Below are 24,539 nucleotides of genomic sequence, written 5' to 3' on the forward strand. Positions count from 1 at the left end.
CCCGAGCTGGGGTTAATTAAGTGGTCTATTTTGAGGCGAGAAAACCGTGTCGATAGCCAAAAAAATACCAGCCTAAATTAGGCTGGTATTTCGGTCATCATCAAGTGACGCTTACAAAGCCTTATAAATCGAAGGTCCTTGATAAGGACAAAACGATACGCTCGTCAGCGGTATCCCAGTCTAGACTGGTATTCTCTGCTGCTACTTCAATGTTAAAACCTTGCAATGCCGTTTGATAAGCTAATCGATAATGGTTGTATGACTTACCAGTGCCATCCCAACTATACTTATCTCCATCAAGGGAGTTGGACACATCAAAGCTAGCTCTTAACGCATGGCCTGGTGCAATTTCAAAAGTATGCGCCACCATCGCAATAGTATGACCCGCCTCAGTACCAAAGTAATCCCAGCTATACCAAAAGTTAAATTCTGTTTGGCCAAACTCACTGCTGTAACCAAATTTTGTGTAAATCTCAGGATAGTTACCGTCACTCGAATCATCACCACCATGATATGAGTAATAGGCAATGCCATAATCAACACTCCAGCTTTGGTTCAACTCGACGAAGCGACCAACATAAAAATCCCACTCTACATCAGTGTCACCACCAAAATCGACATTAGACGCCCAGCTTCCAGCATATACACCGTTGGCAAACGCTTTATCAATGCTGCCTTGTAGCGCAGGGTCGTTCTGAGTTTGACTCACACCGTTAAAAGTATAATCAGACACACCTGTTAGTGTTGCTGACCAATCAGCCAGTGCACAATTGGATGCAAATACAAGTGGTATTGCACAAAGCGTTTTCTTTAAAGTTGTCATATCGTTGTATCCCTAATTTACAGATTCAATTTTTCTAAAGTCGATAAGGTTGTCTTTTGGTGAGCTATCAATCTTGCTCACGGTTTTGAATTTGCTATAAGCAATGTACGCAAAACACGAGAAGAACAAGCCAATGACCAGCGCACCAACCCATTGGATCTGCAAAAAGTTTAGTTTAAATAACAAGGTAAGCAGCGATAGTGCAACTATGTTAAGTAAAATATAGTTCCTTTTACCAAGGCGACTAACTGTTAAATTCAAATTATCAGTATATAAACGGATCAGCGAGTCAAGTGAGTTGATCACAAACACGATACCCACAAACACCATTGCAAAGTTCTTAATGCCAGCAGTTGGGATCCCAGCCTCATGATAGTGATAAAGCACACTAAACCATGCTGCGATAGGGATAGAAGGGAATATAAGCATCGCCGCCAACACTTGATACGTCTTCAAGCCGCCAACAAAACGCGATGTAAATTGCCCTATCATGATACTCCAAGCAAACCACCAAAATAGATAAAATTCATGATAATCATTAAGTGGTAATATGAACTGATCAATATTGGCAAAGTATCCACCGATGAGCGCCAGATTATTGGTATAACTCGACATTGCACTGTCACCAAAAACAAACGCTGATGCCCACATAAAGGCGATTAGGCCAATAAATACCCAGGTCGTCGTGATGCTTAGAAAGCGCACGTATTTAAGGCTGGTGCTTGAGTAAACGGCAAAGGCGATCGCTGCAAACACGATTAAATAGAAACTCGGAATAATTGACTCGCCATCACCTAAGCTAGGTAAATACCAAGGTAGATTAGACAACAATAAGAAAGCGGTAAACGCGCAAGTTCCAATAATAACGATGTTATTAATGAATTTAACCCAAGGAATTTCAAAGAACTTCACTTTGGGCTCTATTACGCAGAAATAAAAACACGTAAGAAAGTAGAACCCCCAGATTAAAAACCCCCAAAAGCCAAACTCTATGGCTAGAGGATTTGTAAATGCGTACTCTGGGCTTGCTTTTATGTCTGCGTAACCCGCAAACTCCGTAAGCGGAAACATGATCAGGCCAACATCGAGGCCAGAAGTAAATAAAATAGCAATAAAAGTGAACGTTTTAACTGGTGTAACACCAACGCACTGAACATTTCCCCATTTTAATAAGATAAAGGCGACTGCTAATAGGGTGAAAATGATGCCTGCACTAAGCCATACTGTCATTGTCACCCTCCCAAAATAGATAGAAGTAACTCATTTTTTTCTCCGTTGTTTTTATGTACGTTATTCCCGCATTAATACAGTGCAAACTACTTGCACTGTATGCCACTGCAGGCCTCATATGGGGCACGAACTTTCCCATACGAGTGGCGAAACTACATCTCCGAACTACGTTGAACTTGTTGCCAGTTCTGTGTCATGACAACCTCTGCTTCCTCAAGGGCTAATGGCGGATTACCAAGGATCATATCCGCAGCCTTTTCCGCGACCATAATGGTTGGCGCATTGAGGTTACCGTTGGGAATTGTTGGGAAAATAGAAGAGTCGACAACGCGTAAACCCTGTACACCGTGAACGCGAGTTTGCGAGTCTACAACGGCCATTTCATCTTCTCCCATTTTGCATGAACAAGAAGGGTGGTAGGCACTTTCTACCGCTTGACGCACAAAGGCATCAATCTCTTCATCGGTTTGGATATGCTCACCAGGTTGGATCTCGCTTTGTCTAAAATCATCAAATGCACTTTGCTCAATGATTTCACGAGTCAACCTAACACAAGCTCTAAAGCCTTCGATATCCTCTTGCTCAGCTAAATAGTTAAACTGTATTTTCGGTGCAACCCTTGGATCCGCCGATTTAATCGTGACTTCACCACGGCTCTTTGGTTTATTGTGGCCAACATGAACTTGAAAACCATGACCATCAAATGCACTTTTTCCATCATAGCGAATAGCAGCAGGTAAAAAGTGGTACTGAAGATCCGGCCACTCAACGCCCGCTTTCGAACGAATAAAGGCACAAGATTCAAAGTGGTTAGTTGCACCTAGACCTGACTTATCAAGCAACCACCTGGCACCAATTAAGCCTTTAGAAATCAGTCCCAACTTACCATTTAAGGTGATCGGCTGCTTACATTTATATTGAAAATAGAATTCTAGGTGATCTTGTAGGTTTTTACCCACACCTGGTAAGTGATGTTTCACTTCAACGCCTGCGGCAGTCAACGCGTCTTTATCACCAATGCCAGATAGTTGTAGTAAATGTGGTGAGCCAATTGAACCTGCGCTCAAGATCACTTCCTTCGCCGCATTCGCGGTTTTCAGGCTGCCCTTCACGCTATATTCGACACCCGTTGCAACTTTGTCCTCTAGCAATACTTTTTGTACCAGTGCTCCCGTTACAATCGTCAGATTGCTACGATGCTTGATAGGGTCCAAATAGGCTCTGCTTGATGAGCAGCGTTTACCGTCTTTGACGGTCATGTGCATTGGGCCAAAACCTTCTTGTTGCTTAGCATTGTAGTCTTTGGTAAAGGCATAGCCGGCTTGCTCTCCTGCACTGATAAACGCGCGATAGAGCGGATTTGCCATTTCATTACCATTATTGGTGCCAAGCGGACCTTGTTCACCACGGTACTGATCGCCACCTAAATACCAAGACTCAGCGCGCTTGAAATAAGGTAAGCAAGCCTGATAATCCCAGTCTTGTGCACCGTGGTCTTGCCACTCATCAAAATCTTTTGCGTGACCACGCACATACACCATGCCATTGATTGACGATGAGCCGCCAAGCACCTTGCCGCGAGGGCAATGCATAACGCGGTTGTCTAAATGCGGTTCAGGCTCTGTATGGAACTGCCAAGCATATTTATCGGTATTCATTGGAATAGATAGCGCGGTTGGCATCTGAATAAAAATGCTCTTATCACTACCACCCGTTTCGAGTAACAATACTTTGTGCGCGGGGTTTTCTGACAATCGGTTTGCAAGCACACAACCGGCAGAACCCGCACCTACGATAATATAATCAAAATCAGTCATAGTACTCCTCGATTAAAATGGGCTTTCAATATCACTCATACCTACATACACAGATTTTGTCTGGGTATATTGGTCTAGTGTTTCTACGCCATTTTCACGACCGATCCCAGACTGCTTATAGCCACCAACTGGCATTTCAGCAGGCGAGTTACCATAGCTATTGATCCAACAAATACCAGCCTCTAGCTGGTGGATCACACGGTGTGCACGTTTAATATCTTTACTAAATACACCCGCAGCCAGACCTAAGTGGGTGTTGTTCGCACGCTGAATGACTTCTTCCTCGTCATCGAATACCAATACAGACATCACTGGACCAAAGATTTCTTCTTTCACAATAGTCATCTCATCATGACAGTCGATAAATATCGTCGGCGCAACAAAGTAGCCGTTTGGTGCAGATGCAGGACTGATGGCTTCACCGCCTGTCAGTACAGTTGCCCCTTCGGCTTTACCTTTTGCGATATAGTCCATCACCAAGGTTTGGTGTTGTTTTGAGATTAACGCACCAAGGTTAACGTTTGGATCGAGTGGATCACCGGCAATGATATTTTGCTCAGTGCGCTGTTTTAGCTCTGCCAAGAAGGCATCATATACACGGCGATGTACAAATACGCGCGTGCAGTTAGTACACACTTCACCTTGAGTGTAGAAGTTGCCCAACATTGCCGCACTTATTGCTTGAGAGATATCCGCATCTTCAAAGATGATAAGAGGAGATTTACCACCAAGCTCCATGGTCACTTCTTTTAAGTTGCTCGATGCGCTTTGCATGACTTTTTTACCCGTGCCAACTTCACCGGTAAAAGAGACTTTTTCAATATCAGGGTGTGTTGTGAGCCATTGACCCACTTCAGCGGCACCTTGCACTACATTGAATACGCCCGCAGGGACACCTGCTTCGATAAATATTTCAGCCAACTTTACCGCGCCAAGCGGCGTTTCTTCAGACGGTTTAAAGATCAGTGCATTACCAGCTGCCAGCGCAGGGCCTGATTTCCAGCATGCAATTTGCAGCGGATAGTTCCACGCACCGATGCCTGCACAGATACCTAATGGTTCTTTACGAGTATAGAAAAAATCACCGCCGACAGGTTGCTGGCTTCCAGTCTGAGCGGGTGCCAACCCTGCAAAATATTCAATCACGTCAGCGCCAGTTTGAATGTCTACACATTCTGCCTCTTGCCAAGGCTTACCTGTATCCAACACTTCAATTTTGGCAAGTTCATCATTACGCTCACGTAATAACGACACAGCCTTATGTAAGATGCGGCTGCGCTCAATTGGCGTCATTGCCGACCAAAGGGCAAAACCTGCTTTGGCACTGTCAATTGCAGCTTGCTGAATATGGCTATCAGCAACTTCTACTTCGTAGATCACTTCATCCGTTGCTGGATTTTTTACTGCAAACTTTTCGCCTGAGTGGTTCGCCAAAAATTGGCCATGAATAAAATTTTGATATACAGGGACTGTCACATTATCCTCCAAACTGCTTAATAAGTGATTGAATGTAGCGTTTTGCGAGCGTTTCGCTGTGATGAAACGCGTGATGGTCGGCTTTACTTAATACGGCTCTAAGCCATAGCCCGTCAATCATGCCTGCGGCAAGTTCTGCCGCTTCTTTTGCCTCAGCTCTTGGCATAAAAGCAGCCAATGACACTGCTAAGTTACTTTGCAATCGGCGACTGTTGACGTGCTGTAGTCGGTGTAACTCATCATCGTGCATAGATTGGGCCCAAAAGCTTAACCAAGTACGCGTCGTGTTGGACTGCTGCTGCACCATGGCAAAGTTAGCTTCCACGATGTACATCAATCGCTGTTCAGCACTACAACCGCCATAGGTTTTATCTAACAAACTATATTTTAGACTGTTTAATAAGTAGCGTACGGTTGCTTCAATTAAGCCTTGTTTACCACCAAAATAGTGGCTGATTATCCCCGAAGAGAGCCCCGCTCTTTTGCTGATACTATTAATTGTGGTTGCTTGTAATCCTAACTCGGCAACTGACTCTAGCGTGGCGTCAATTAGCTGCTGACGACGAACAGGTTCCATTCCGACTTTTGGCATAGCTTTTATTAATTGACCGTTCAATTAAAATAAAGCTTAGGGTGATCATGATGAGACTTCAAGGTTGACTTTTTGTAAAAAGCCAATTTTTTGACGTTTGTACCTAGGTTAATCCCATGATAGCTAAGGGGTTTTGAAGGATTACAAAAAATCTCAAAAAAAATTTAAAAATCTGATATTTTGCAGGTATTTGCGATAACCTATCGCTTTAACAACTAATTCTCTTCGTGAAGAGTGATGCGCTTTACTGTATAAAATTCCCGCATTTATTACTATTTTTAGCAACAATGACACAATACTTATATCACGAATACGCGACATTGATTACTGCTTAACACTTGACCTCATTCATGGTACAGTCACCACAAATAAGCGTTATATTATATCATAATGAAGGATTGATAATGACTCCCTTTCACTCTACCTGCCGTTTAAGTGTGATTGCCGTGTCTTTACTGGCAGCATTCTCAGTATCTGCCGATAATGGCATCGAAACCATTGAAGTTACAGGTGAACGCCAAGCCTATCGTGGTGATTTTACCCATCTAATGTCTCCCGAGGCTATATTCGAGTTTGACGCTGAGTTGATGGCACAAACGGGTATCACAGATTTAACACAGGTACTGGACATGTCAGCCTCTGTAAGTCGCCAAAATAGCCTTGGTGGCCTTTGGGACAGCTTTGCTATCCGAGGCTTTTTTGGTGATGAAAACGTCCCAAGTGGTTATTTAGTCAATGGCTTTAATGCTGGACGAGGATTCTCAGGGCCAAGAGATGTGTCTGGTATCGAGCGAGTTGAGGTATTAAAAGGACCAAAAGCGGCTTTATTTGGTCGTGGTGAGCCAGGAGGTTCAATTAACCTTGTTACCAAAAAGCCAACTTTCCAATCATCTAGTGAAATAGAGCTCACCGCAGGCAGCAGGGCTCACCGTAGAATAGAAGGTGACATAAATACTGTATTTTCTGATTCAGTCGCAGGTCGCTTCATTGGTTTCTACGAAGAAGAGGACAGCTTTCGTGATACCATCGAAACCCAAAAACACGGGATGATGGCATCGTTTGTGTTTGATCAAAGCTCAGACTCAAGCTGGCAGTACGATTTTGAGTATGCAGAGCAAGAGATCCCGTTTGACCGCGGGATCATAGCACCCAATGGCAACTTTGATTTTATGCCAATCGAGCGCTTTCTTGGTGAGCCAGGAGATGGCCCCACCACAACAATGGTGCACGGTCATCAACTGCAATGGCTATATGATTTAAATAATGACTGGCAACTGAGCTCTGCACTGGCTTTTAGACAAACAGAATTAGATAGTCTATCGAGCGATGCCGATATTTCACCGTCAAGACAAAAACTGTATCGTGATTTTCAAACGCTGACACGCCAACATCGCCAACGTGCTTACGATACCGATCAATATGTTGCACGCTTCGAACTCGCTGGAGATTTAGTGACAGGGTCAATTAAGCATCATATCATTGCTGGTGTAGATTATGACCGTTTTGAATTCGACCGTGATTATCGCGTTGCTCGAGCTCCCGCTTTAAGTACTAACCCAACCGATGCACAGTTGTATGCGATTAACATCCATCAACCAGTGTATGGTCAATATCCTTCACCAACCCCAAGCCCAGTCATTATTCGCCAGCAAAATCAATGGGCGACAGGTATCTATATTCAAGATCAAATCGCTCTGACTGAGGCACTGCAAATTCGCATTGGTGGTCGCTTCGACTGGCTAAAACAGACCACCGATGACAAGATAAGCATGAAAAGTGCAGATCAATCTGAACAGCACTTTAGCCCACAAATGGGCGTGGTGTATCAGCTCAATGATAACTGGTCGCTCTACTCAACATACGGTGAAGGGTACCGCTTAAATTTTGGCACTGATCATCTAGGAAACGGCTTTGATCCAAACCAAAGCGAATCAATAGAGGTTGGTAGTAAGTGGTCATTATTAGACAACAATGTCGACATTACACTGACATACTTTGATAGTGAACAAAGCAACATCATTGTGGCGGACGTACAAAACCCTGGATATAGCGCGGCGATTGGTGAAGCCACCAGTGAAGGGGTTGAGTTGGATATCATCGGTCAATTGCCTGCTGATGCCCAAATTCAATTTTCGTATACCTATCTAGATGCGCAGGTCAGTAAAGATTCTATAGATACAGGATTAGGTGTAGCCATCAGAAAAGGTGATGATCTACTTAATATTCCAGAAAATGCGGCGAGCATACAATTACGACAGCAATACACCGTATATGGTAACACTTTGTCTGCAGGTGTTGGTGCGCAATATGTCGATGAGCGATTAGGCCAGCGTGGTAGCGATTTTTACCTTCCTTCTTATGTTACAGTCAATTTATTTGCAGAGTATGCAATCAGTGACAGATGGTCTGTGAAAGCGCAGGTACATAACGCCTTTGACCGTGAGCATTTTACCAATTCATATTCACAGATGTGGGTACAGCCTGGTGAGCCTCGTAAGGTGCTGCTATCGACGTCTTATCAGTTCTAATCAGCGTCATTTTGTGTGTCCACGCTCTCCTTTGACTGGACACACTCTTTTTACTTCAACAAGGCACATGCCTGACCTTTAAGTCTCAAGCCCAAATACATTTTGGGCTTTTTTATGAGCTAAAAACAGAGCTTGGAGTCCTTAAGCTACCCTATTGACAGACTTTTTAAGCCTATAGAGAAATACCTGCTTAATATCTTCTAACATCATGTACAGGCACGGCACCATTATTAAAGTAACAACCGTCGCAAATAATACTGAAAAGCTCAAAGAAATCGCTGTTGGGATCACAAATTGAGCTTGTAAGCTTGATTCAAACATAATGGGGACGAGTCCCAGAAAGGTTGTCAATGAAGTAAGTAAAATGGCACGAAAGCGACCAATCCCAGCCTGGATCACCGCTGTTTTAGTAATTTGACCTGCGGATCTCTGCGTGTTCACAACATCGGTCATGACTAAAGAGTCATTGATCACCACCCCAGCAGCGGCAACGATGCCAAAGACCGACATCATACTCAAGCTATAGCCAAGGAAGTAATGCCCCCACAATGCGCCCACAGCGGCAAAGGGGATCACAGACATCACGATGATTGGCTGAAGGTAACTTTTAAGAGGGAGTGCCAATAAACAGTAAACCACCAACAATCCAATCAGCCCAAACGTCAGTACCTCACTTTGCTCTTGGCGCTGATCTTCAAGCGCTATTCCAGGCTGAGTGGTAAGCCCACTGTGTGCTTGACTGAGTGCTGGTAAAAGTTGTGATTCAATCTGTTCGACCACCTTACCAATTGTATTATGCTGCTCATCAACGTCTGCGCTGATTGTGGCGACTTGATAACCTTGCTCCCGAGTGATGTCTGATAAGCCAGGCACCGCTACTGTTTTGGCAATATCGCCAAAAAAGACCTGTTCGCCGTTATCTAAAGTAATCAGTGTATAGGCAAGGGCGCTCAATTGATGACGCTGGGCCTTTGTTCCGCGTACTTTAAATACAACTTCTTGGCCTTCACGCATTACTCGCTGCACCTCAATACCATAAAAATGAGCAGCAACTTGTCGTGTCACCTCTTTTGCACTGAGCTGTAACTGATATGCTAGTGGCTTTAGCTGGATTTGATATTCAAGCTGCGCACTATCTAATGATGAGTAAACCCCATAAACACCAGCGGTCCCATTAAGCCTATCAACAAAGTCACGACTGGCAGCATACAATGTGCTTGCGTCAGGGGCATATAAACGGTATTCAATATCACTTTTCTCAGCAATATCAATTACGTCAGACTCTATTGTCAGCTTTTTCACCCCTGGTATATCTGGTAATTGCGCTCGCCAGCGCTTTGCCAGCTCAAACGTATCAAAGGGACGTAACGCTTCGGCTACTAGAGGTACTACTACCTCAGCCTCTTTTAGGTGGTCAATACGGGTATACATTGCGTCCATCATAGGTTTGCCCGTCTCGGCTTGAATATCCTGCTCAACTTGCACGATGAGAGCTTCAATTTGTTCAACCGCAGCAAGCGTTTGCGCCTCAGATACAGCGTGATCCATCTGAATATTAATTGAAGGGTAATCGTGTGGTACTTTTGGTACCGCAGTAAAGCGCAGTAAACCACTGGCTAATAAGCAAATAGAAAATACTAACAGGCAAACAAAACCTACTATCACAGCATAACGATAGTGAATACAGCGTCTCAGAAGGGGCGCATAATAGTGGTGCAATAGGGAATAAAAACGGTCATTAAAGCGTTGACGCCAATGCGTCTTTGGTTTTGGCGCGAGTTGAACTGAGGCTAGATGAGCGGGCAAGATCAGCTTAGATTCGATCAAGCTAAATAATAAGCACAAAATACAAACCCCTGCGATAGCAATAAACTGTCCGGAATTCGGCCCACTACTGAACATAAACGGCATAAAAATAGCGACTGTCGTGAGCACGCCGAAAGTAGCTGGCATTGCCACTTTTTTTGCACCTTGTACCACTTGTGCTGGAGAATGGCCGTTTAATTCAGTCTGCTCACAGATACTCTCTCCAATCACAATAGCATCATCCACCACTATGCCCAGCACCATGATAAACGCAAATAATGAAACTAAATTCATAGTGATACCAAATATCGGCATTAACCAAAATGCGCCAAGCATCGCAACAGGTAGACCTAACATCACCCACACAGCCAGTTTGGTGCGTAAAAACACGGCCAAAACAATAAATACCAAAAGGGCACCTTGCGCAAGATTATTCAGCATCATGGATAGTCGACCATCAAGGTACACTGTGACATCAACAAACTCGTACACTTGAAGATGTTCAGGCAAAGCTTGTCGTTTGAAGTCAATGTAAGCTTTTACTTGCGCAACAACATCGGTGAGCGATTGCGCCTTTTCGCCAAGCACCATGATGTAAACTGCTTGTTGGCCATTAAAACGCCCCGCATCTAACGTTTCTTGAAAACCATCTTTGATAATTGCAATATCGCCAAGTCGAACAATTTCCCCCAACGGTCCTGTAATAATGGGTATGTTTTTCAGATCATTACCCTGATAACCACGCTGTGCTAGTCGCAGGTAAATATTACCTCTAGCCGTTTTTATTTGACCCGCTGATAAGTTATCTGCATTCATTTGAATTGCCTGTACGACCTCAGATAGGCTCAGCGCGTATTTTTGTAGTTTGAGTGGAGTCAGCTCAATGGCTACCTCATAATCAGGGAGTGCTGATACCTCTACATGTGATATTCCCTCTAGTTGCAGCAGCTCCTGTTTAAACTCGTTTCCGAGCTTTTTCAGCTCAAGTGGGTCATCAGCTCCAGATAACACAACACTTAATGCCCGTTGACGCTGAGCACTTTCAACAATCTGCAACGGTTCCATAGCGGTAGGAAATGTCGCGATAGCATCTAATTTCATCTTGATTTCGTCTAGGCGATACGCCAAATCTTGGTCATTTTCTAATTCAATTTCTATCTTTGCTCTGGAAGCTGAAGCAAAACTAGTGAGACGCTTAATACCAACCTGTGACTGTAGTGCTTGCTCTATTTTGACCAGTATGTTTTCTTCAATTTCGTTAGCAGGTGCACCCAATAACGTGGCTGTAACGACGATTTTATTATTTTCAGATACCGGAAAGGTTTGTCGTTGGATCCCTTGATAGCTCAATAGCCCCATACAAACAATAAACAGCATTAACAAATTAGCCGCGACAGGGTGGTGAACAAAATAGCTAATGAGTTTACCTTGCGAACCCATTATTCATCTCCTTTAACAGCCAATTGCGTATGCACCGTATTAGTGCGAACTTGCATGTCGGCTTGAGGATAGTCAGGTAAGTGAGTAACCAGCTGGTGGTCGGTATACGGTGGTGCGCTTATCAATACACTATTGTGCTCCCTGCGTAGCACATTAACAGGAAACTGTACTAGCTGTTGCGTTGGACTCACTAACCAGAGCATTTCGTTTTTTATCCACTCCTGCGGAATTTTCAATACATTTTTCAGTATATTACCAGGCACTTGTGCCTGTAAGAACTGACCAAAGTGTATCGCGGGTAACGTGCTGTGTAAGGCATAAGGATCTTCTACTTTTATTACAAAGTAAGCCATTCTCGTGCGCTCACTTAATAACCCTGTATGGCGTGTTAGTGTGCCTACACGCTGTATATCATCAGCTGTAATTGTCACTTCAGATACAGGCAAAGGTGGCAAAAATGGCAAATCAAATTGAGCGATAGGTACGTGCAGCTCTCCATAGCTCAGATTAACCACAATACCGAGCTGCTGACCGATGTTAATCACCTGCCCAAGTCCAGTATCACGACGTGTGACTAACGCATCATAGGGTGCGTAATACTTTGTTCTAGCTAGATTCTTTTGTGCCTGAGCAAGTCCAGCTTCAGCCGCTTTAAGATGTGCTCTAGCACTGGATACTTGAGGCTCTCTCAGCGCAAGCTCTGTAACATGAGGGTTATTTTCCCACTCTTTTTTTGCAACCTTTGCCAGTGCTAACTGTTCAGATAAGTGTGATTGTGCCAATGCCAATTCAGCCTGCTTGTTTAAAAGTTGGGTCTGATAATCAAACGGGTCTAGTCGCGCCAGCACTTCCCCTTTTTTAACTATTCCCCCAACAACAAACGCCTCATGCAGCCATACAACCTTTCCTGAAACTTCAAATGCAACATCTGTTTGCTCTGCGGGCTTTAATATTCCCGATAGTGACAAGCTTACTTGATGATCAGTAACAGCTATGGGTACACTTGATACCAAAGGAAAAACCGCTTGCGATGTGTGCGTATTGGCAGGTACTTTTGTCACCCCAAACAATGCAAAGCAAGCTGTGACCCCCACCAACAATACGAGTATTAGGGCAGATACTCTCCCCCTAAACTGATGATAAAGAGACTTATTTTTATTTTCTTTCATCAAAAATTCTCAACATAACGTCTTGTGAAAATAGTAAATTATTTGTTTGTAAATTAACTAAGCCTCTCACTTAGCTAAAAATTTTTAAATAATTTTGTTTACACATAAATAACCAGTGAGTTATGTTATAACATAAAACAGGAACAGTATAGTAGTGACTTACTTATGACTTTAATGAATCACGTTGAAGACCATGCTTCACAAATTGTGGCAATGTATGAGCATATTCACAGTATGGAATCGTTGACGATAAATGCGCAAACAATGGCTACGTTTGACCAATTTTTGGGGTTGTTATCGAACGAACATGGCAGTGAATTTGCCACACAAGTGTTAGCACAAGCCAAAATAAAAGCAGTGAAGCCCCAAATCCAACATCTGTTTAGTATGGCATCCAGTTTATATGAACAGCACTGGGCACAACGCCTTGTGGCTAGTGCCGCAGCTCAACAACTCCTGATTGAAGAGTATCCTTATTTTAATCACTATCAGCGTGCGACAGGGCTTGAGATAAACGCCGTCAAATCTTTAGCAGAGCAGCCCATAGAGCATGTACTAATGGTGGGCTCAGGCGCGTTGCCACTTACTTCGCTGGCACTACATCAGGCGGGCTTACAGGTTGATAACCTAGATATTCAACAAGATGACTTATTGTTAGGCAAACAGGTTTGTGATGCTCTTGCCAGTGGCAACGAAATGAATTTCATTCACAATGATATTTGTCAACAACAGAATTTGGCGAAATACGATGTGATCTGGCTCGCCGCTTTGGTCGGTGATGAGCAAATTAAAAACAGCATCATCACTCATTTATTTGAGCAAATGCGCCCCGGCGCACAACTCGTGGTAAGAACAGCATTCAATTTACGGACATTGTTATATCCAAGTGTTGATGAATCAGGGTTAGCACCGTTTCAACTGAAACTAAAAATTCAAACCTATGCTGACAATTTCCATTCTATTTTGATTGCACAAAAACCGATTTAGCTATGATCTCTATGTTTAACACCTACCTCAAACTTAGCAGTGAATACCGCTGGATGCTGTTTGCAGCCTTTATATTCAACCTTGGCTTTTACATGCTAATTCCATTTTTAGCAGGCTACCTAAAACAAGATCTATTACTAAGCGCGACACTGGTTGGCTTGGTCTTAGGTGTACGCTCGTTTTGCCAACAAGGGCTATTTTTAGTTGGCGGATTATTGGCTGATTTATTTGGAGTGAAAAAGCTTATTGTCGTCGGGTGTCTCCTACGAGCACTCGGTTTTTGTCTGTTTTTGTTTTCTCATATTGTTGAACTGCTTTTCTTAGCTGCCTTTTTAACCGGGTTTGCAGGGGCGTTATTCACTCCTGCTGCACAGTCTTACTTTTCAAAGCAAACCGAGCTGAGTCGCGCGCAAATGTTTGCGCTGGTTGGTGTTGCCAGAAATGGGGGAGAGTTACTCGGTCCAGTCTGTGGTCTGATGTTGATAAGTATTAGCTTTGATACCTTGTGTATAGTGTCAGCACTGCCTTTTGCACTCTTTGCGCTCATTTTTACTGTATTACTAAACGATAAATCCACAACCAAACACCAAGAAACCGCACAACCTAACGCAGATAGCACGGGTGTACGGGCAATGATCCAAGGTGTGTTGAGTAATCGCCCGTTTATTCTGTTCTCACTGATCATGTCTGGCTATTTTATGTTAATAAATCAGATTTCGTTTGCGATCCCACTTCACATTGTAAGTCAGTCAGGTACAACAAAAGAAGTCGCTTGGGTATTAACATTATGCGCGCTGATCTCAATCTGCTTTCAGTTCCCGGTCACCCGTTTATGTGAACGCTGGTTGTCGCCGAGTCAATGGATCAGTATAGGTATTGCACTAATGGGATTATCATTTGCCACCTTGCTTGTAGATTGGCCTTATCAATCGGGCATATTGTATTACTTACCACTTAGTCTATTAGCGACTGTATTTACACTCGGCACAATGGTGAGTTTCCCATTTATCATGAGTCAAATATCTTTACTTGCACAAGATAAGTCGGTCGCAACACATTACGGATTTTTCTATTTATTTGCAGGTGCAGGGTTAATCATTGGTAGCAGTGTAGTAGGGGCAGCCTTTGATTACACGGCTCATCACGACTATCTCGCTTGGTATAGCCTGATCATAATCGGTGTCGGCACGGCTTTACTTAACACTATGTTTATGTCTGCACACCAAGTTAACAACCACATTCAAACAACCAATCCATCTACATCAAAGTAAGGGTTAACCATGATTCAACTTACTCAAGCGCAGCAACGAGCCTATATGTCAGACTATCTTGAAAATGGCTGGCGTGAAGAGCGCATGTCTTTTAGTTCCGTGTCGTTGGAACCTGGATATATTGAGGGACGCGTTAATGTTGAGCACTTTCAAATGCCAGGAGATGGTCGTTTTCATTTCAGCGCACAAAGCGCCATGATTTGGATCTCTCAGCTCGGTATTATTTATGGGTGTTGGGATAACCAACTAACCGAAAAAGTAGGAGAGGTCTACCTAAGAGATCTAGACATTAAGTTCAAACGCACCATCAATACCACTGAAGCCGTCAAATTTGAGGGTTTTTTTCCTAAACACTGCAAAAAACAATTATCAAACGACCTTGTTTACTATAAAAATGCACAGATCCGTGTAGAGGGTGGTGCTTTTGCGGGCACGGCTAGCTTTCTGGTACCAATATGTTAACGCAGCAAATAAAAACTGTTCCTATTTAGATAAAAGATGATATGTTATAACCAAACATATCATTCTACAATTTGACCACATGCGCTCTGTATTCCTACCCCCAAGGCATCACTTTGCACATGTGGTTTTAATCACATCAGGGAGTTTTTTGTGTTAGAAGCCAAACAATTAACAAAATCTTTTACGGGCAAACGGGTGATCACGGATCTGAGCTTTAAAGTTGAGCAAGGTGAGATCATGTGTTTGTTGGGTGCAAACGGCGCGGGAAAAAGCACAACATTAAATATTTTTCTTAACTTTTTACAGCCCGATAGTGGACAGGCTCTGATTGATGGTGTGGAGGTAAATCAGCATACCAATAGCAAAGATAAGTTGGTGTATCTACCAGAGCAGGTAAACCTATATCAAGAGTTTAATGCCATTGATAATCTCAAATACTTGGCAAGCCTTGCTGGGCTAACTGTCAGTGAAACCCAAATTCATGCGGCGTTAGATGAAACAGGGCTTGAACAACAGGCAAGAAAACAGTCTTTAAAAAACTATTCTAAAGGAATGAGACAAAAAGTAGGGATAGCGTTTGCGATTATGCGCCAAGCAAAAGTGCTGTTATTAGATGAACCTACTTCAGGACTAGATCCAAGTGCAACCCTTGAATTTATTCGCATCATCGAGAGGCTTGCAAATAAGGGAGCTGCTATTTTAATGGTGACTCATGACTTTTATTGCGCACACACGCTTGCAGATAAAATCGGCATTATGGATAAAGGAAAATTGCTGACCCTACTGGATAATAAAAAGCTACCGCTAAGTAGTTTAGAAACCACTTACCACGAACTTATCTCTGGAACCGCGACGATCCGTGCAGCTAGTTAGTCTTTAAATAGGAATTGTCCCGTCTATGAATAATAAAATAATACAAATTTGTCGTCACGAGTTGGCTAGTAAGCGGAAAAGTCCGGTCTTATGGTTATTATTTGTGATGATCCAATTATTGCTGGTTGTTGCACTTTTTACTGGTTGGCAGCAGTACCAACAAAGCATGAATATGCAAACCAAAGCGCAGCAGCTGGTCGAGCAACAATGGAATGCACAACCTGATCGGCACCCACATCGCGTCGCGCATTTTGGTCACTTTGCATTTCGACCACCTAGCGCTCTTAGCTTCTTTGATCTAGGTGTTAATGCCTGGGTAGGCGACAGTATCTTCTTAGAAGCACATAAACAAAACAGTGCCAATTTTGCCACCGATCAGGACGGAGGAACATTACTGCGTTTTTCTGAGCTAAGTAGTGCCAATATTTTATTGCTGATCTGGCCGTTGCTGATTATTGCACTGGGCTTTGCAAGTGTTAGTGGAGAGAAAAAAAGCGGTACTCTTCGGCAATTAATGTCAATGGGTGTGCCATTTCGGGCGCTGATCGCAGGCAAAAGCCTGAGTTATTTATGCTTGTCTGTTATTTTTATCTTGCCAGTGTTTGTGCTCGCACTCGGTCTTGCTGCCAGTACGGGCGCTCAGTTTTCATCGGAAGCCCCAATTAGACTGCTACTACTCTTTGCGCTTTACCTTGTATACTGCCTGTTCTGGATAGCTATTACCTTGCTTGTTTCAAGTACGGTAAAGGCACCAAAACAAGCATTGGTATTACTTACATCAATATGGTTTATCCTCACAATACTTATGCCAAGAATGCTTGCTGAGTTTGCACATCACCAATATCCACATCAAAAGCGCAATGATTTCGAGCTTGCTGTAAAACTAGATAACCGGAAAGTCGGAAACAGTCATAACCCAGATGATCCCTATTTTAGTAAGTTTCGTGCAGATACACTGGAAAAATATGGCGTATCAACCGTAGAAGAACTGCCAATTAATTACAAAGGGCTAGTAATGCAAGAGGGAGAAAGGCTCAATGCTGAGATCTACAAAAAGCATTATCAGCAACAAATAGAAAAATTTGAGTCACAGCAACAATTTGTCAGTCAATTCTACTGGTTAAATCCATACCTGTTTGTTCGAGACTTTTCGATGGCATTAACACGTACCGATACACGTCATTTTCTGGACTTTGAGCAACAAGCCGAAGCCCACAGATATGCCCGTATTCAAAAGCTCAATCAGTTGCACACTCATGAAATCCACCACCACAACGACAGGGCACAACGAGTTGATAAATCCTACTGGCAAACATTTGAAGCATTTACCTATGCCACGCCACGCTTAAGTTGGTCTCTCAAGGTATTTTCCTTATCTTGGTTCTTGCCACTCATTGTTGTTGTTCTGCTATTTACTTTCTTAAATTCCAACAAGATGCAAAGGAGAATTTATGCTGCTGTTTAAACTCGAATGTAAGCGCTTGTTTGCAGGTACGGTTAATAAACTAGTACTCGTACTGTTTCTCCTATCTGGTATTTTTGCTATCTACCAAGGTGCATTGGGATACAAGTCTATACGTATTGACCAATATAAATCGACAGTGGTATTTCAAAAGGAGCGCGAGCATGTCAGTAGCCGTGAAGCTTTGCCTGAGCCTGGCTCTTTGGCTTATTACGCCAGCGCACCAACACAATGGCAGCTAAGTCCATGGGCTGCATTATTTGTGGGGGAAACTTCCTCTTCAATGGTCGCAGCGAAGATCCGCGCCACCGCATTACAGAGTCAGATATATAACCGTGAAATCGTCAATCCAAGTCAACAGCGCGCTGGTGGCTTAGATTTGGGGTTTGTATTGGTTTACTTTTTACCTTTGGTGATAGGGATACTCACTGTCACACTCATTTCTGATGAGCAACATGCTGGGCGCTGGCGCTTACTCAATGCCATGCCTCGTAGTGTATTTTCATTAGTGGGAAAACAAATTGCATTACGATTTGTTGTGATCTGGTTCATGGTTGCCCTGTTACTGATCAGTGCAGCACTATTATTGTCTTTACCTTTCGATATTTTCTTCTGGACAGTACTTGGCGCAACTAGTCTGTATATGGTGTTTTGGTTTGCACTGGCAGCCATTATCATGAGCTTCGGTAAAAATAGTGTGTTCAATAGCCTAACTTACCTCAGCAGTTGGGTGGTATTAGCACTATTGTTACCAGGGGCTGTGCACTTATATTTGTCAAATCAGTATCACAGTGATGCACCTCTTGAAATCACGCTACAGCAGCGTATGACACTCAATGATGGCTGGGATCAAGACAAGCAAGCAACGTTAGATGCTTTTGTGGCTAAAGAGAGCAAATGGAGTAATACAGCACCACTGGGGGAAGCATTTGATTGGAAGTGGTACTATGCCCAGCAACACATGAGTGACATTGCCGTTCAAGATCAAGTGGAAGCATATAGGCGCAGTAATGCAGCTCGTCAAAATCAGTTACAAAAGCTCAGTGTGCTATCTCCTGCACTGTTTTTTCAGCTTTCGTTGAATGAACTGGCCAAAACCAGTGGCAACTTTCAAATCAAATACCAACAACAAATAGCTGATTATCACCAAACAATTCGCCATTATTTTTACGACTTTTTGTTTTTTGATAAACAGGTAAGTCGCCAAGATATCGCTGACTTTCCAAAATTTGAACCACAGACCATGGTAGCGCAAGGTGGTTCATGGAAGTTGCCTTTAAGCACCGCAGTGGTAGCGCTGATGTTAATGATAGCTATTGTGAGGATCCGCAAAGTAAAAGTGATATAACCTTTTAACGTATATGGATAAGCATCGTCCATATACGTTATTCACCAAAGTATTGAAGAATACGTAGCCCAAACTCAGGATAAGAAGTTAGTTAAGCTGAGGTTTGAATAAGAAACTTTTAACGCAGTTAGCGTCAGAGTTGCCCCTTCAAATTGAACAAGCATTAAGATTAATGGTGTTAATGCGACTGCACTGGCAACAGATGAGTAAATTGATTGGGTTCTGTCGTTGTATCAAGGATGAGACTAGATTGGTAGGTACTAACTAATAGCTCTATTTTGGGTTTTAACTGCACTATCGCATCGTTAATTTTACTGATTAATCTTGGGCTAAAAACGCCATTTCTGAGCAAAAAATGTACTTGATTATCGTGTACCACGTACGGCCAAGCTTTTGCAGAGTCTAACCCCTGCTCATTAATAAAATAACTACCAGTTATCACATCATCAACCACAAAGTCGACTCGGCGCTTCATCAGCATTTCTATCCTGCGCTTCGCACTAGCAATACCAACGAACTGTTCTTTGTACCGGGTATCATTTTTTAACTTAGCAAGCTCTTCGCCATAAAAAGAGCCAATACTTAACCCAATCGTTTTTGATTGTTTAACAAGCGACTCTAGACTGGGAATTTCCATCGCAGGAGACAACGAGAATAAGCGCATTCGCTCAAAACGGTAGGGAAGGGTAAAATCACCGTAGCGCTCCCTATCTTTGGTATAGCTGACCATCACAGCAACATCAATGACCCCTTTTGTCATTTCTTCAAACGTCCGAGCGCTTGAGGGCAAGCGTATATAATTAGTACATATCGAGACATGTTGAAACACCATTTCAGCAATATCAACATCAAGACCCCAAGGTCCTAACTGATCAAAAGCCGTTAACGGTGGCCAATCTGCAACAACACCGATGTTCACTGTTTTGCTGCATTCACTGGCATACGCAGGTGTGATGATAAGCCACCAATTTAAAATTAATACACTTATAAAGTGTATTGTTATTGCGTACTGCTTAACCATGAAACCTCGACATCACTTGGGAAAAACGTTAATTAAGGACACTTATTCAAATTACGCTGATTCTCTCACCAATTTGAAAGGTTAAAGCCCATTAATACCAATTAGTCTTTATACTTTTTCAATTTGAAGAACGAAGTCTGATGTTAACGGCATTAGAAATTTCTTATTTAGAACAACTAAGTAGTCAGATTTTCTCGCCTCAAAAATAGCAAGCTTAATTAAGATAACAGGTATTACTCAATACAATTGGTATTAAAGCTAACTTAATGTGATAACAACATATTTACCTAAAGCCTAGATGACAAAATGAGATTGTTAAACTAATTTCATCACATAAATTAGCGAGGACTTCGGATAATGACTGTCTTTTTAGCCGCCACTATGCACTGCAAAAGGATGTCGATATTAAGGCTGTCTTGGGATGCACACGCGCAGCTATCACCTTATCTAGTCTGAGTTTTTTGCATTCACTATGTTTATTTATATTACAAGCACGAGACCACCGATTCCTTCAAAACCAGTCAAACCTAAGAGTATAGCGTATGTACTTAATGAATTAGACGCAGCTTAATTGCATAAAATGGGGATATGCAGTAGCGAGAGGTCAATCTACAGCCTGTAGGTTGACCAGAATAAAAACAATTTAAAAAAACTTTTGCAGCCCTAAGATTGTCTAGAGTGGATGTGACAGGTACAAGACTCTGTATATTACACGAGCTATAAACGGGCTTTTAGTTTTTCTCCTTTTTCGGTCAGCAATGCCTCATCTAGGTTGTGAGGGTTATTTTTTAAATAGTCAGCGGCGCCCAATTTCTCAAATGAGTCTTTGATTTCATTATCACCAAAGCCTTTGTCTTGCATCAGTGAAAAGAATTGATTTTCTTCTAACTTTCCGTAGTTTGAAAATATATTAATCACGGCTTTATCAATCGGTTCAAACCCTGGTAAATCAGCTTCTATTTCTAACTGTAGCCGGTGTGCTTCAAGTACTTCCACAATCTTGTCAGAGTCAGTATTTTGCTGCATTAGTTCGTCTAGTTTTGCGCTGAGTGTCGCCTTAGTTTGCACCTCATCGGTTACGGTTAAGACTTCAAAATTTCGACTTTGCCTTATCGATGCCAACTGTTCACCAGTAGACATAGCTGCAACTTCCAATAGAAACTCTTCATCGGCCACATACGTACCAAACACCACAATTGCAAAAATATTTAACAGATTTTTTTCTGAAGAGAGTAACAGTAGCATCATCGCAATACTGCCAAATAGCATCCACATTTGTTCAACATTTTTGCCCATCACAATTAAAGTGACATGTATCGCACAGACAATAAAAAAGAAAATGCTCAGTCCAATAAACAAAACATCATATTTTTGGATCTTTATCCCATTTTCAGAGCCTAATATATTCTTCATAAATAGTGAACTTTTGGATTACTTATAACTTTATGATTATAGGATCTTCTTAACAACTCAGTCGATTACACTAGATTACAATACAAGTAGTTGGCATTTCACTGTAAACCCCCTTTACACCCTTCAATTCTCCACAACAAGATAAACCATAGTCGCACGATAACGACGTAGTTCTGAGCCTTACCTCAATTGGCAAAGTAGTCCCTCAGGGTTGCTATATAAAAGTAGGATGACTGTTTAAAAGAGCACTGTAAGTGCTATTAACAGATTACGTTAAAATATAAGTGGCTTTCACCACCACGAAAAAAGGCTGGATGAGCCAGCCTTGGTTTATGTGACATCGAATAAAGTAGGGCGATTGGTAAACCTGAGCTCAGGATTAGAAGTTAGTTAATCAACTAAAATACCCATGCTCAAAATCGTTAGAATCAGAAGTTATTTCTCAATGCACGGCAAATTTGTGCGTCAATCACTGAGCTATTGCAAACAAATTTAACACTGTAGTAAAAGATAACAATTACTAGAGCAAGAGTTATTATGCCGTGTTCAAGTTAATTAGCCTGCTCCTTATAAGCGCTTCGGTAAGCATGTAATAACGGTTCTGTATAGCCATTCGGTTGTGTCCGCCCCTCAAATACCAAAGATAATGCAGCTTTGTATGCAAGGTTTTCACTCAGAGGCTGATGCTCATTGAGCATTGGTTGGTAGAGGCTGTCACTTTCGTTTTGACCATCAACCACTGCAGCCATTCGCTTAAACGTCTTTTCTACCTGCTCTTCACTACAAATCCCATGATATAACCAGTTAGCAATATGCTGGCTTGAAATCCTAAGTGTTGCTCTATCTTCCATTAATCCAACATGATTGATATCTGGCACTTTTGAACACCCTACGCCTTGGTCTATCCAGCGTACCACGTAGCCCAAGATGCCCTGCGCGTTATTGTCTAATTCAGCTTGGATATCCTCAGCAGACAAATCGTTTTCTAACATCAACGGGGGCGTAAGTAAGTTATCAAGTGACGCCTGCTGGCGTGTTTTTATCTCAAGTTGGCGTGCAAACACATCCACATAGTGATAGTGCATCGCGTGGAGCGTTGCTGCGGTAGGAGAGGGCACCCACGCAGTATTAGCACCAGACTCAGGATGACCTTGCTTTTGCTCCATCATCAGCGCCATTTTATCTGGCATTGGCCACATGCCTTTGCCGATTTGTGCCTTTTTCCTAAAACCGGTTTTAAGACCAATATCCACATTTTGATCTTCATAAGCAGCTATCCAGGACTGGCCTTTAATCAATGTTTTTGGTAATACTGGGCCTGCTAACATTGAGGTATGAATTTCATCACCGGTTCTATCCAAAAAGCCGGTATTTATAAATACAACACGCTGTTTTGCAGCAGCAATACAAGCTTTTAAATTCACTGAAGTGCGACGCTCTTCGTCCATAATGCCCATCTTGATGGTATTTTTTGGCAGTGAAAGTAATGCTTCTACTCGACTAAACAAGGTATCAGTGAAGGCAACCTCTTCAGGACCATGCATCTTTGGCTTCACGATATTGATACTTGCTGCCGTCGAGTTTTTAAACGGGCTATTTCCCTGCAAATCATGCAGTGCTGCGGTGCTTGTCATGATGGCATCTAAGATCCCTTCAAACTGCTCATTTCCTTCTGCGTCCAGCACCGCTGGTGTTGTCATTAGGTGGCCAACGTTACGCACAAACATCATAGCGCGACCTTTTAGCGTAATACGCTGGCCTTGCGTATCTACGTAACTTCGGTCGGTATTTAGCGTCCTGGTCAATGATTTCTCTGACTTTTCGAAGGTCTCACTCAAGCTCCCTTTCATCAGACCTAACCAATTTTGATATACCAAGACTTTGTCTTTAGCATCCACCGCCGCAACAGAGTCCTCACAATCCATAATAGTCGTAAGTGCAGATTCGAGAACGACATCTTTGATCCCTGCTTTGTCAGCTTGCCCGACCGGATGATGTGGATCAATTTGGATCTCTATATGGAGATCATGATGACGCAGCAATATTGCACTTGGGTTTTGTGCTTCCCCCTGATAGCCCACTAGCTGCTCAGGCTGCTGCAATGATACTTGAGCGCTATCGTTTAGCGTGATCACCAAGTTTCCGTCCAGAATTGCATAGTTCGTACTTTCTATGTGAGAGCCCTTTGCTAACGGCAGCGCGTTATCAAGAAACTGCCTAGCATAAGCCATAACTTTAAATCCACGCGTTGGATTATAGTCTTGAGTACGTTCAGCGCCATCCTCTTCGCTAAGAACATCAGTACCATAGAGCGCATCATACAAAGATCCCCAGCGGGCATTAGCTGCATTTAGCGCAAATCTAGCATTACTCACAGGTACCACTAATTGCGGCCCTGCAGCACTGGCAATTTCAGGTTCTACATGTTTAGTTTCAATGACAAAATCTTCAGGTTCTGGCTGCAAATAGCCAATTGATTCAAGAAATGTCCGATATTCAGCAGCTTGCCAATCAGGGTGAGAGAGGTGGTAATCGTCAATTTGCTGTTGCAGGGTATCACGTTTGTTTAGTAACGCTTGGTTTTGCTTACCAAGTGCCGAAAAAATATCCGCAACACCTTGCCAAAATTGATTTACCGCTATCCCGGTGCCGGGAAGTAAAGATTGCTCGACAAACTGCGCCAGAGGAGTCGCAATTTGGAAGCCTGAATAAGTGACATACTTGCTCATGGAGAGTCCTTGATTAACATTTTTTGAACGGGATAGATCAAACATAAAACAATTTTTGGAAAAACGAACCCCTTTTCTCATTCACAAAAAAT

The 24,539-nt window shown here is 42.7% G+C and carries 17 protein-coding genes; 7 read left to right on the top strand and 10 right to left on the bottom strand.

The genetic code is table 11. From position 1 onward, the window contains the following. Positions 1–121: 121 nt before the first annotated feature. The 5 genes from D9603_RS04505 to betI all read right to left on the bottom strand — a co-directional run bounded on the left by D9603_RS04505 (position 122) and on the right by betI (position 5,938). Positions 122–823, bottom strand: coding sequence for a TorF family putative porin (locus tag D9603_RS04505; RefSeq protein WP_128730426.1), 702 nt, complete (start codon positions 821–823; stop codon positions 122–124). Between the two features lie 12 nt (positions 824–835). Next, the gene (locus tag D9603_RS04510) at positions 836–2,053 is read right to left on the bottom strand and encodes a BCCT family transporter (protein ID WP_128730428.1); all 1,218 of its coding nucleotides are present in this window, start codon (positions 2,051–2,053) and stop codon (positions 836–838) included. A gap of 152 nt (positions 2,054–2,205) precedes the next feature. Continuing rightward, positions 2,206–3,870, bottom strand: coding sequence for a choline dehydrogenase (betA, locus tag D9603_RS04515; protein ID WP_128730430.1), 1,665 nt, complete (start codon positions 3,868–3,870; stop codon positions 2,206–2,208). A 12-nt stretch (positions 3,871–3,882) separates the two neighbouring features. Continuing rightward, positions 3,883–5,346: a betaine-aldehyde dehydrogenase gene (betB, locus tag D9603_RS04520; protein WP_128730432.1), complete on the bottom strand. Its 1,464-nt coding sequence runs from the start codon at positions 5,344–5,346 to the stop codon at positions 3,883–3,885. 1 nt (position 5,347) lies between these two features. Next, entirely contained in the window at positions 5,348–5,938 is a 591-nt protein-coding gene (gene betI / locus D9603_RS04525) for a transcriptional regulator BetI (RefSeq protein ID WP_125251262.1), read from the bottom strand. 404 nt (positions 5,939–6,342) lie between these two features. Between betI and D9603_RS04530 the strand changes: the two genes are divergently transcribed. After that, on the top strand, positions 6,343–8,466 hold the full coding sequence (locus D9603_RS04530) for a TonB-dependent siderophore receptor (protein ID WP_128730434.1): 2,124 nt from the start codon (positions 6,343–6,345) through the stop codon (positions 8,464–8,466). A gap of 141 nt (positions 8,467–8,607) precedes the next feature. On the opposite strand, the gene D9603_RS04535 is transcribed toward D9603_RS04530, so the two are convergent. Together D9603_RS04535 and D9603_RS04540 are read right to left on the bottom strand one after the other, a co-directional pair. Then, on the bottom strand, positions 8,608–11,712 hold the full coding sequence (locus D9603_RS04535; RefSeq protein ID WP_128730435.1) for an efflux RND transporter permease subunit: 3,105 nt from the start codon (positions 11,710–11,712) through the stop codon (positions 8,608–8,610). Next, positions 11,712–12,881, bottom strand: a complete 1,170-nt coding sequence (locus D9603_RS04540; RefSeq protein ID WP_128730436.1) for an efflux RND transporter periplasmic adaptor subunit — start codon at positions 12,879–12,881, stop codon at positions 11,712–11,714. Before D9603_RS04540 ends, D9603_RS04535 begins: the two co-directional genes overlap by 1 nt. Before the next feature lie 165 nt (positions 12,882–13,046). On the opposite strand from D9603_RS04540, the gene D9603_RS04545 reads away from it, so the two are divergent. The 6 genes from D9603_RS04545 (at position 13,047) to D9603_RS04570 (ending at position 19,284) form a co-directional block, all read left to right on the top strand. Continuing rightward, positions 13,047–13,868, top strand: coding sequence for a nicotianamine synthase family protein (locus D9603_RS04545; protein WP_128730437.1), 822 nt, complete (start codon positions 13,047–13,049; stop codon positions 13,866–13,868). An 11-nt stretch (positions 13,869–13,879) separates the two neighbouring features. Further along, a complete protein-coding gene (locus tag D9603_RS04550; RefSeq protein ID WP_241651580.1) occupies positions 13,880–15,139 on the top strand; it encodes an MFS transporter in 1,260 nt (419 codons plus the stop codon). A 9-nt stretch (positions 15,140–15,148) separates the two neighbouring features. Then, the gene (locus D9603_RS04555) at positions 15,149–15,601 is read left to right on the top strand and encodes a hypothetical protein (RefSeq protein ID WP_125251267.1); all 453 of its coding nucleotides are present in this window, start codon (positions 15,149–15,151) and stop codon (positions 15,599–15,601) included. 150 nt (positions 15,602–15,751) lie between these two features. Next, positions 15,752–16,474 (top strand): ABC transporter ATP-binding protein, encoded by a 723-nt coding sequence (locus D9603_RS04560; protein ID WP_125251268.1) that lies wholly within the window; start codon positions 15,752–15,754, stop codon positions 16,472–16,474. Between the two features lie 25 nt (positions 16,475–16,499). Further along, positions 16,500–17,939, top strand: a complete 1,440-nt coding sequence (locus D9603_RS04565) for a DUF3526 domain-containing protein (RefSeq protein ID WP_128730439.1) — start codon at positions 16,500–16,502, stop codon at positions 17,937–17,939. Then, positions 17,926–19,284 (top strand): DUF3526 domain-containing protein, encoded by a 1,359-nt coding sequence (locus D9603_RS04570; protein WP_128730440.1) that lies wholly within the window; start codon positions 17,926–17,928, stop codon positions 19,282–19,284. Before D9603_RS04565 ends, D9603_RS04570 begins: the two co-directional genes overlap by 14 nt. Before the next feature lie 178 nt (positions 19,285–19,462). Here the strand turns inward: D9603_RS04570 and D9603_RS04575 are convergent, their stop codons facing one another. The 3 genes from D9603_RS04575 to D9603_RS04585 form a co-directional block, all read right to left on the bottom strand. Beyond that, the gene (locus D9603_RS04575; protein ID WP_125251271.1) at positions 19,463–20,305 is read right to left on the bottom strand and encodes a transporter substrate-binding domain-containing protein; all 843 of its coding nucleotides are present in this window, start codon (positions 20,303–20,305) and stop codon (positions 19,463–19,465) included. A 717-nt stretch (positions 20,306–21,022) separates the two neighbouring features. After that, positions 21,023–21,718, bottom strand: a complete 696-nt coding sequence (locus D9603_RS04580; protein ID WP_125251272.1) for a hypothetical protein — start codon at positions 21,716–21,718, stop codon at positions 21,023–21,025. Between the two features lie 551 nt (positions 21,719–22,269). Further along, a complete protein-coding gene (locus tag D9603_RS04585; RefSeq protein ID WP_128730441.1) occupies positions 22,270–24,447 on the bottom strand; it encodes a malate synthase G in 2,178 nt (725 codons plus the stop codon). Positions 24,448–24,539: the final 92 nt, after the last annotated feature.

The sequence above is a fragment of the Pseudoalteromonas sp. PS5 genome, from assembly GCF_004103255.1.
Lineage (GTDB): Bacteria > Pseudomonadota > Gammaproteobacteria > Enterobacterales > Alteromonadaceae > Pseudoalteromonas > Pseudoalteromonas peptidolytica.

Bases quoted from the DNA above. Each gene is read 5' to 3' on its own strand.
- D9603_RS04555 (WP_125251267.1), top strand. From the start codon at position 15,149: ATGATTCAACTTACTCAAGCGCAGCAACGAGCCTATATGTCAGACTAT.
- D9603_RS04565 (WP_128730439.1), top strand. From the start codon at position 16,500: ATGAATAATAAAATAATACAAATTTGTCGTCACGAGTTGGCTAGTAAG.
- betI (WP_125251262.1), bottom strand. From the start codon at position 5,938: ATGCCAAAAGTCGGAATGGAACCTGTTCGTCGTCAGCAGCTAATTGAC.
- D9603_RS04545 (WP_128730437.1), top strand. From the start codon at position 13,047: ATGACTTTAATGAATCACGTTGAAGACCATGCTTCACAAATTGTGGCA.
- D9603_RS04580 (WP_125251272.1), bottom strand. From the start codon at position 21,718: ATGAAGAATATATTAGGCTCTGAAAATGGGATAAAGATCCAAAAATAT.
- D9603_RS04585 (WP_128730441.1), bottom strand. From the start codon at position 24,447: ATGAGCAAGTATGTCACTTATTCAGGCTTCCAAATTGCGACTCCTCTG.
- D9603_RS04535 (WP_128730435.1), bottom strand. From the start codon at position 11,712: ATGGGTTCGCAAGGTAAACTCATTAGCTATTTTGTTCACCACCCTGTC.
- D9603_RS04530 (WP_128730434.1), top strand. From the start codon at position 6,343: ATGACTCCCTTTCACTCTACCTGCCGTTTAAGTGTGATTGCCGTGTCT.
- D9603_RS04575 (WP_125251271.1), bottom strand. From the start codon at position 20,305: ATGGTTAAGCAGTACGCAATAACAATACACTTTATAAGTGTATTAATT.
- D9603_RS04505 (WP_128730426.1), bottom strand. From the start codon at position 823: ATGACAACTTTAAAGAAAACGCTTTGTGCAATACCACTTGTATTTGCA.
- D9603_RS04570 (WP_128730440.1), top strand. From the start codon at position 17,926: ATGCTGCTGTTTAAACTCGAATGTAAGCGCTTGTTTGCAGGTACGGTT.
- D9603_RS04510 (WP_128730428.1), bottom strand. From the start codon at position 2,053: ATGACAGTATGGCTTAGTGCAGGCATCATTTTCACCCTATTAGCAGTC.
- D9603_RS04550 (WP_241651580.1), top strand. From the start codon at position 13,880: ATGTTTAACACCTACCTCAAACTTAGCAGTGAATACCGCTGGATGCTG.
- D9603_RS04540 (WP_128730436.1), bottom strand. From the start codon at position 12,881: ATGAAAGAAAATAAAAATAAGTCTCTTTATCATCAGTTTAGGGGGAGA.
- betA (WP_128730430.1), bottom strand. From the start codon at position 3,870: ATGACTGATTTTGATTATATTATCGTAGGTGCGGGTTCTGCCGGTTGT.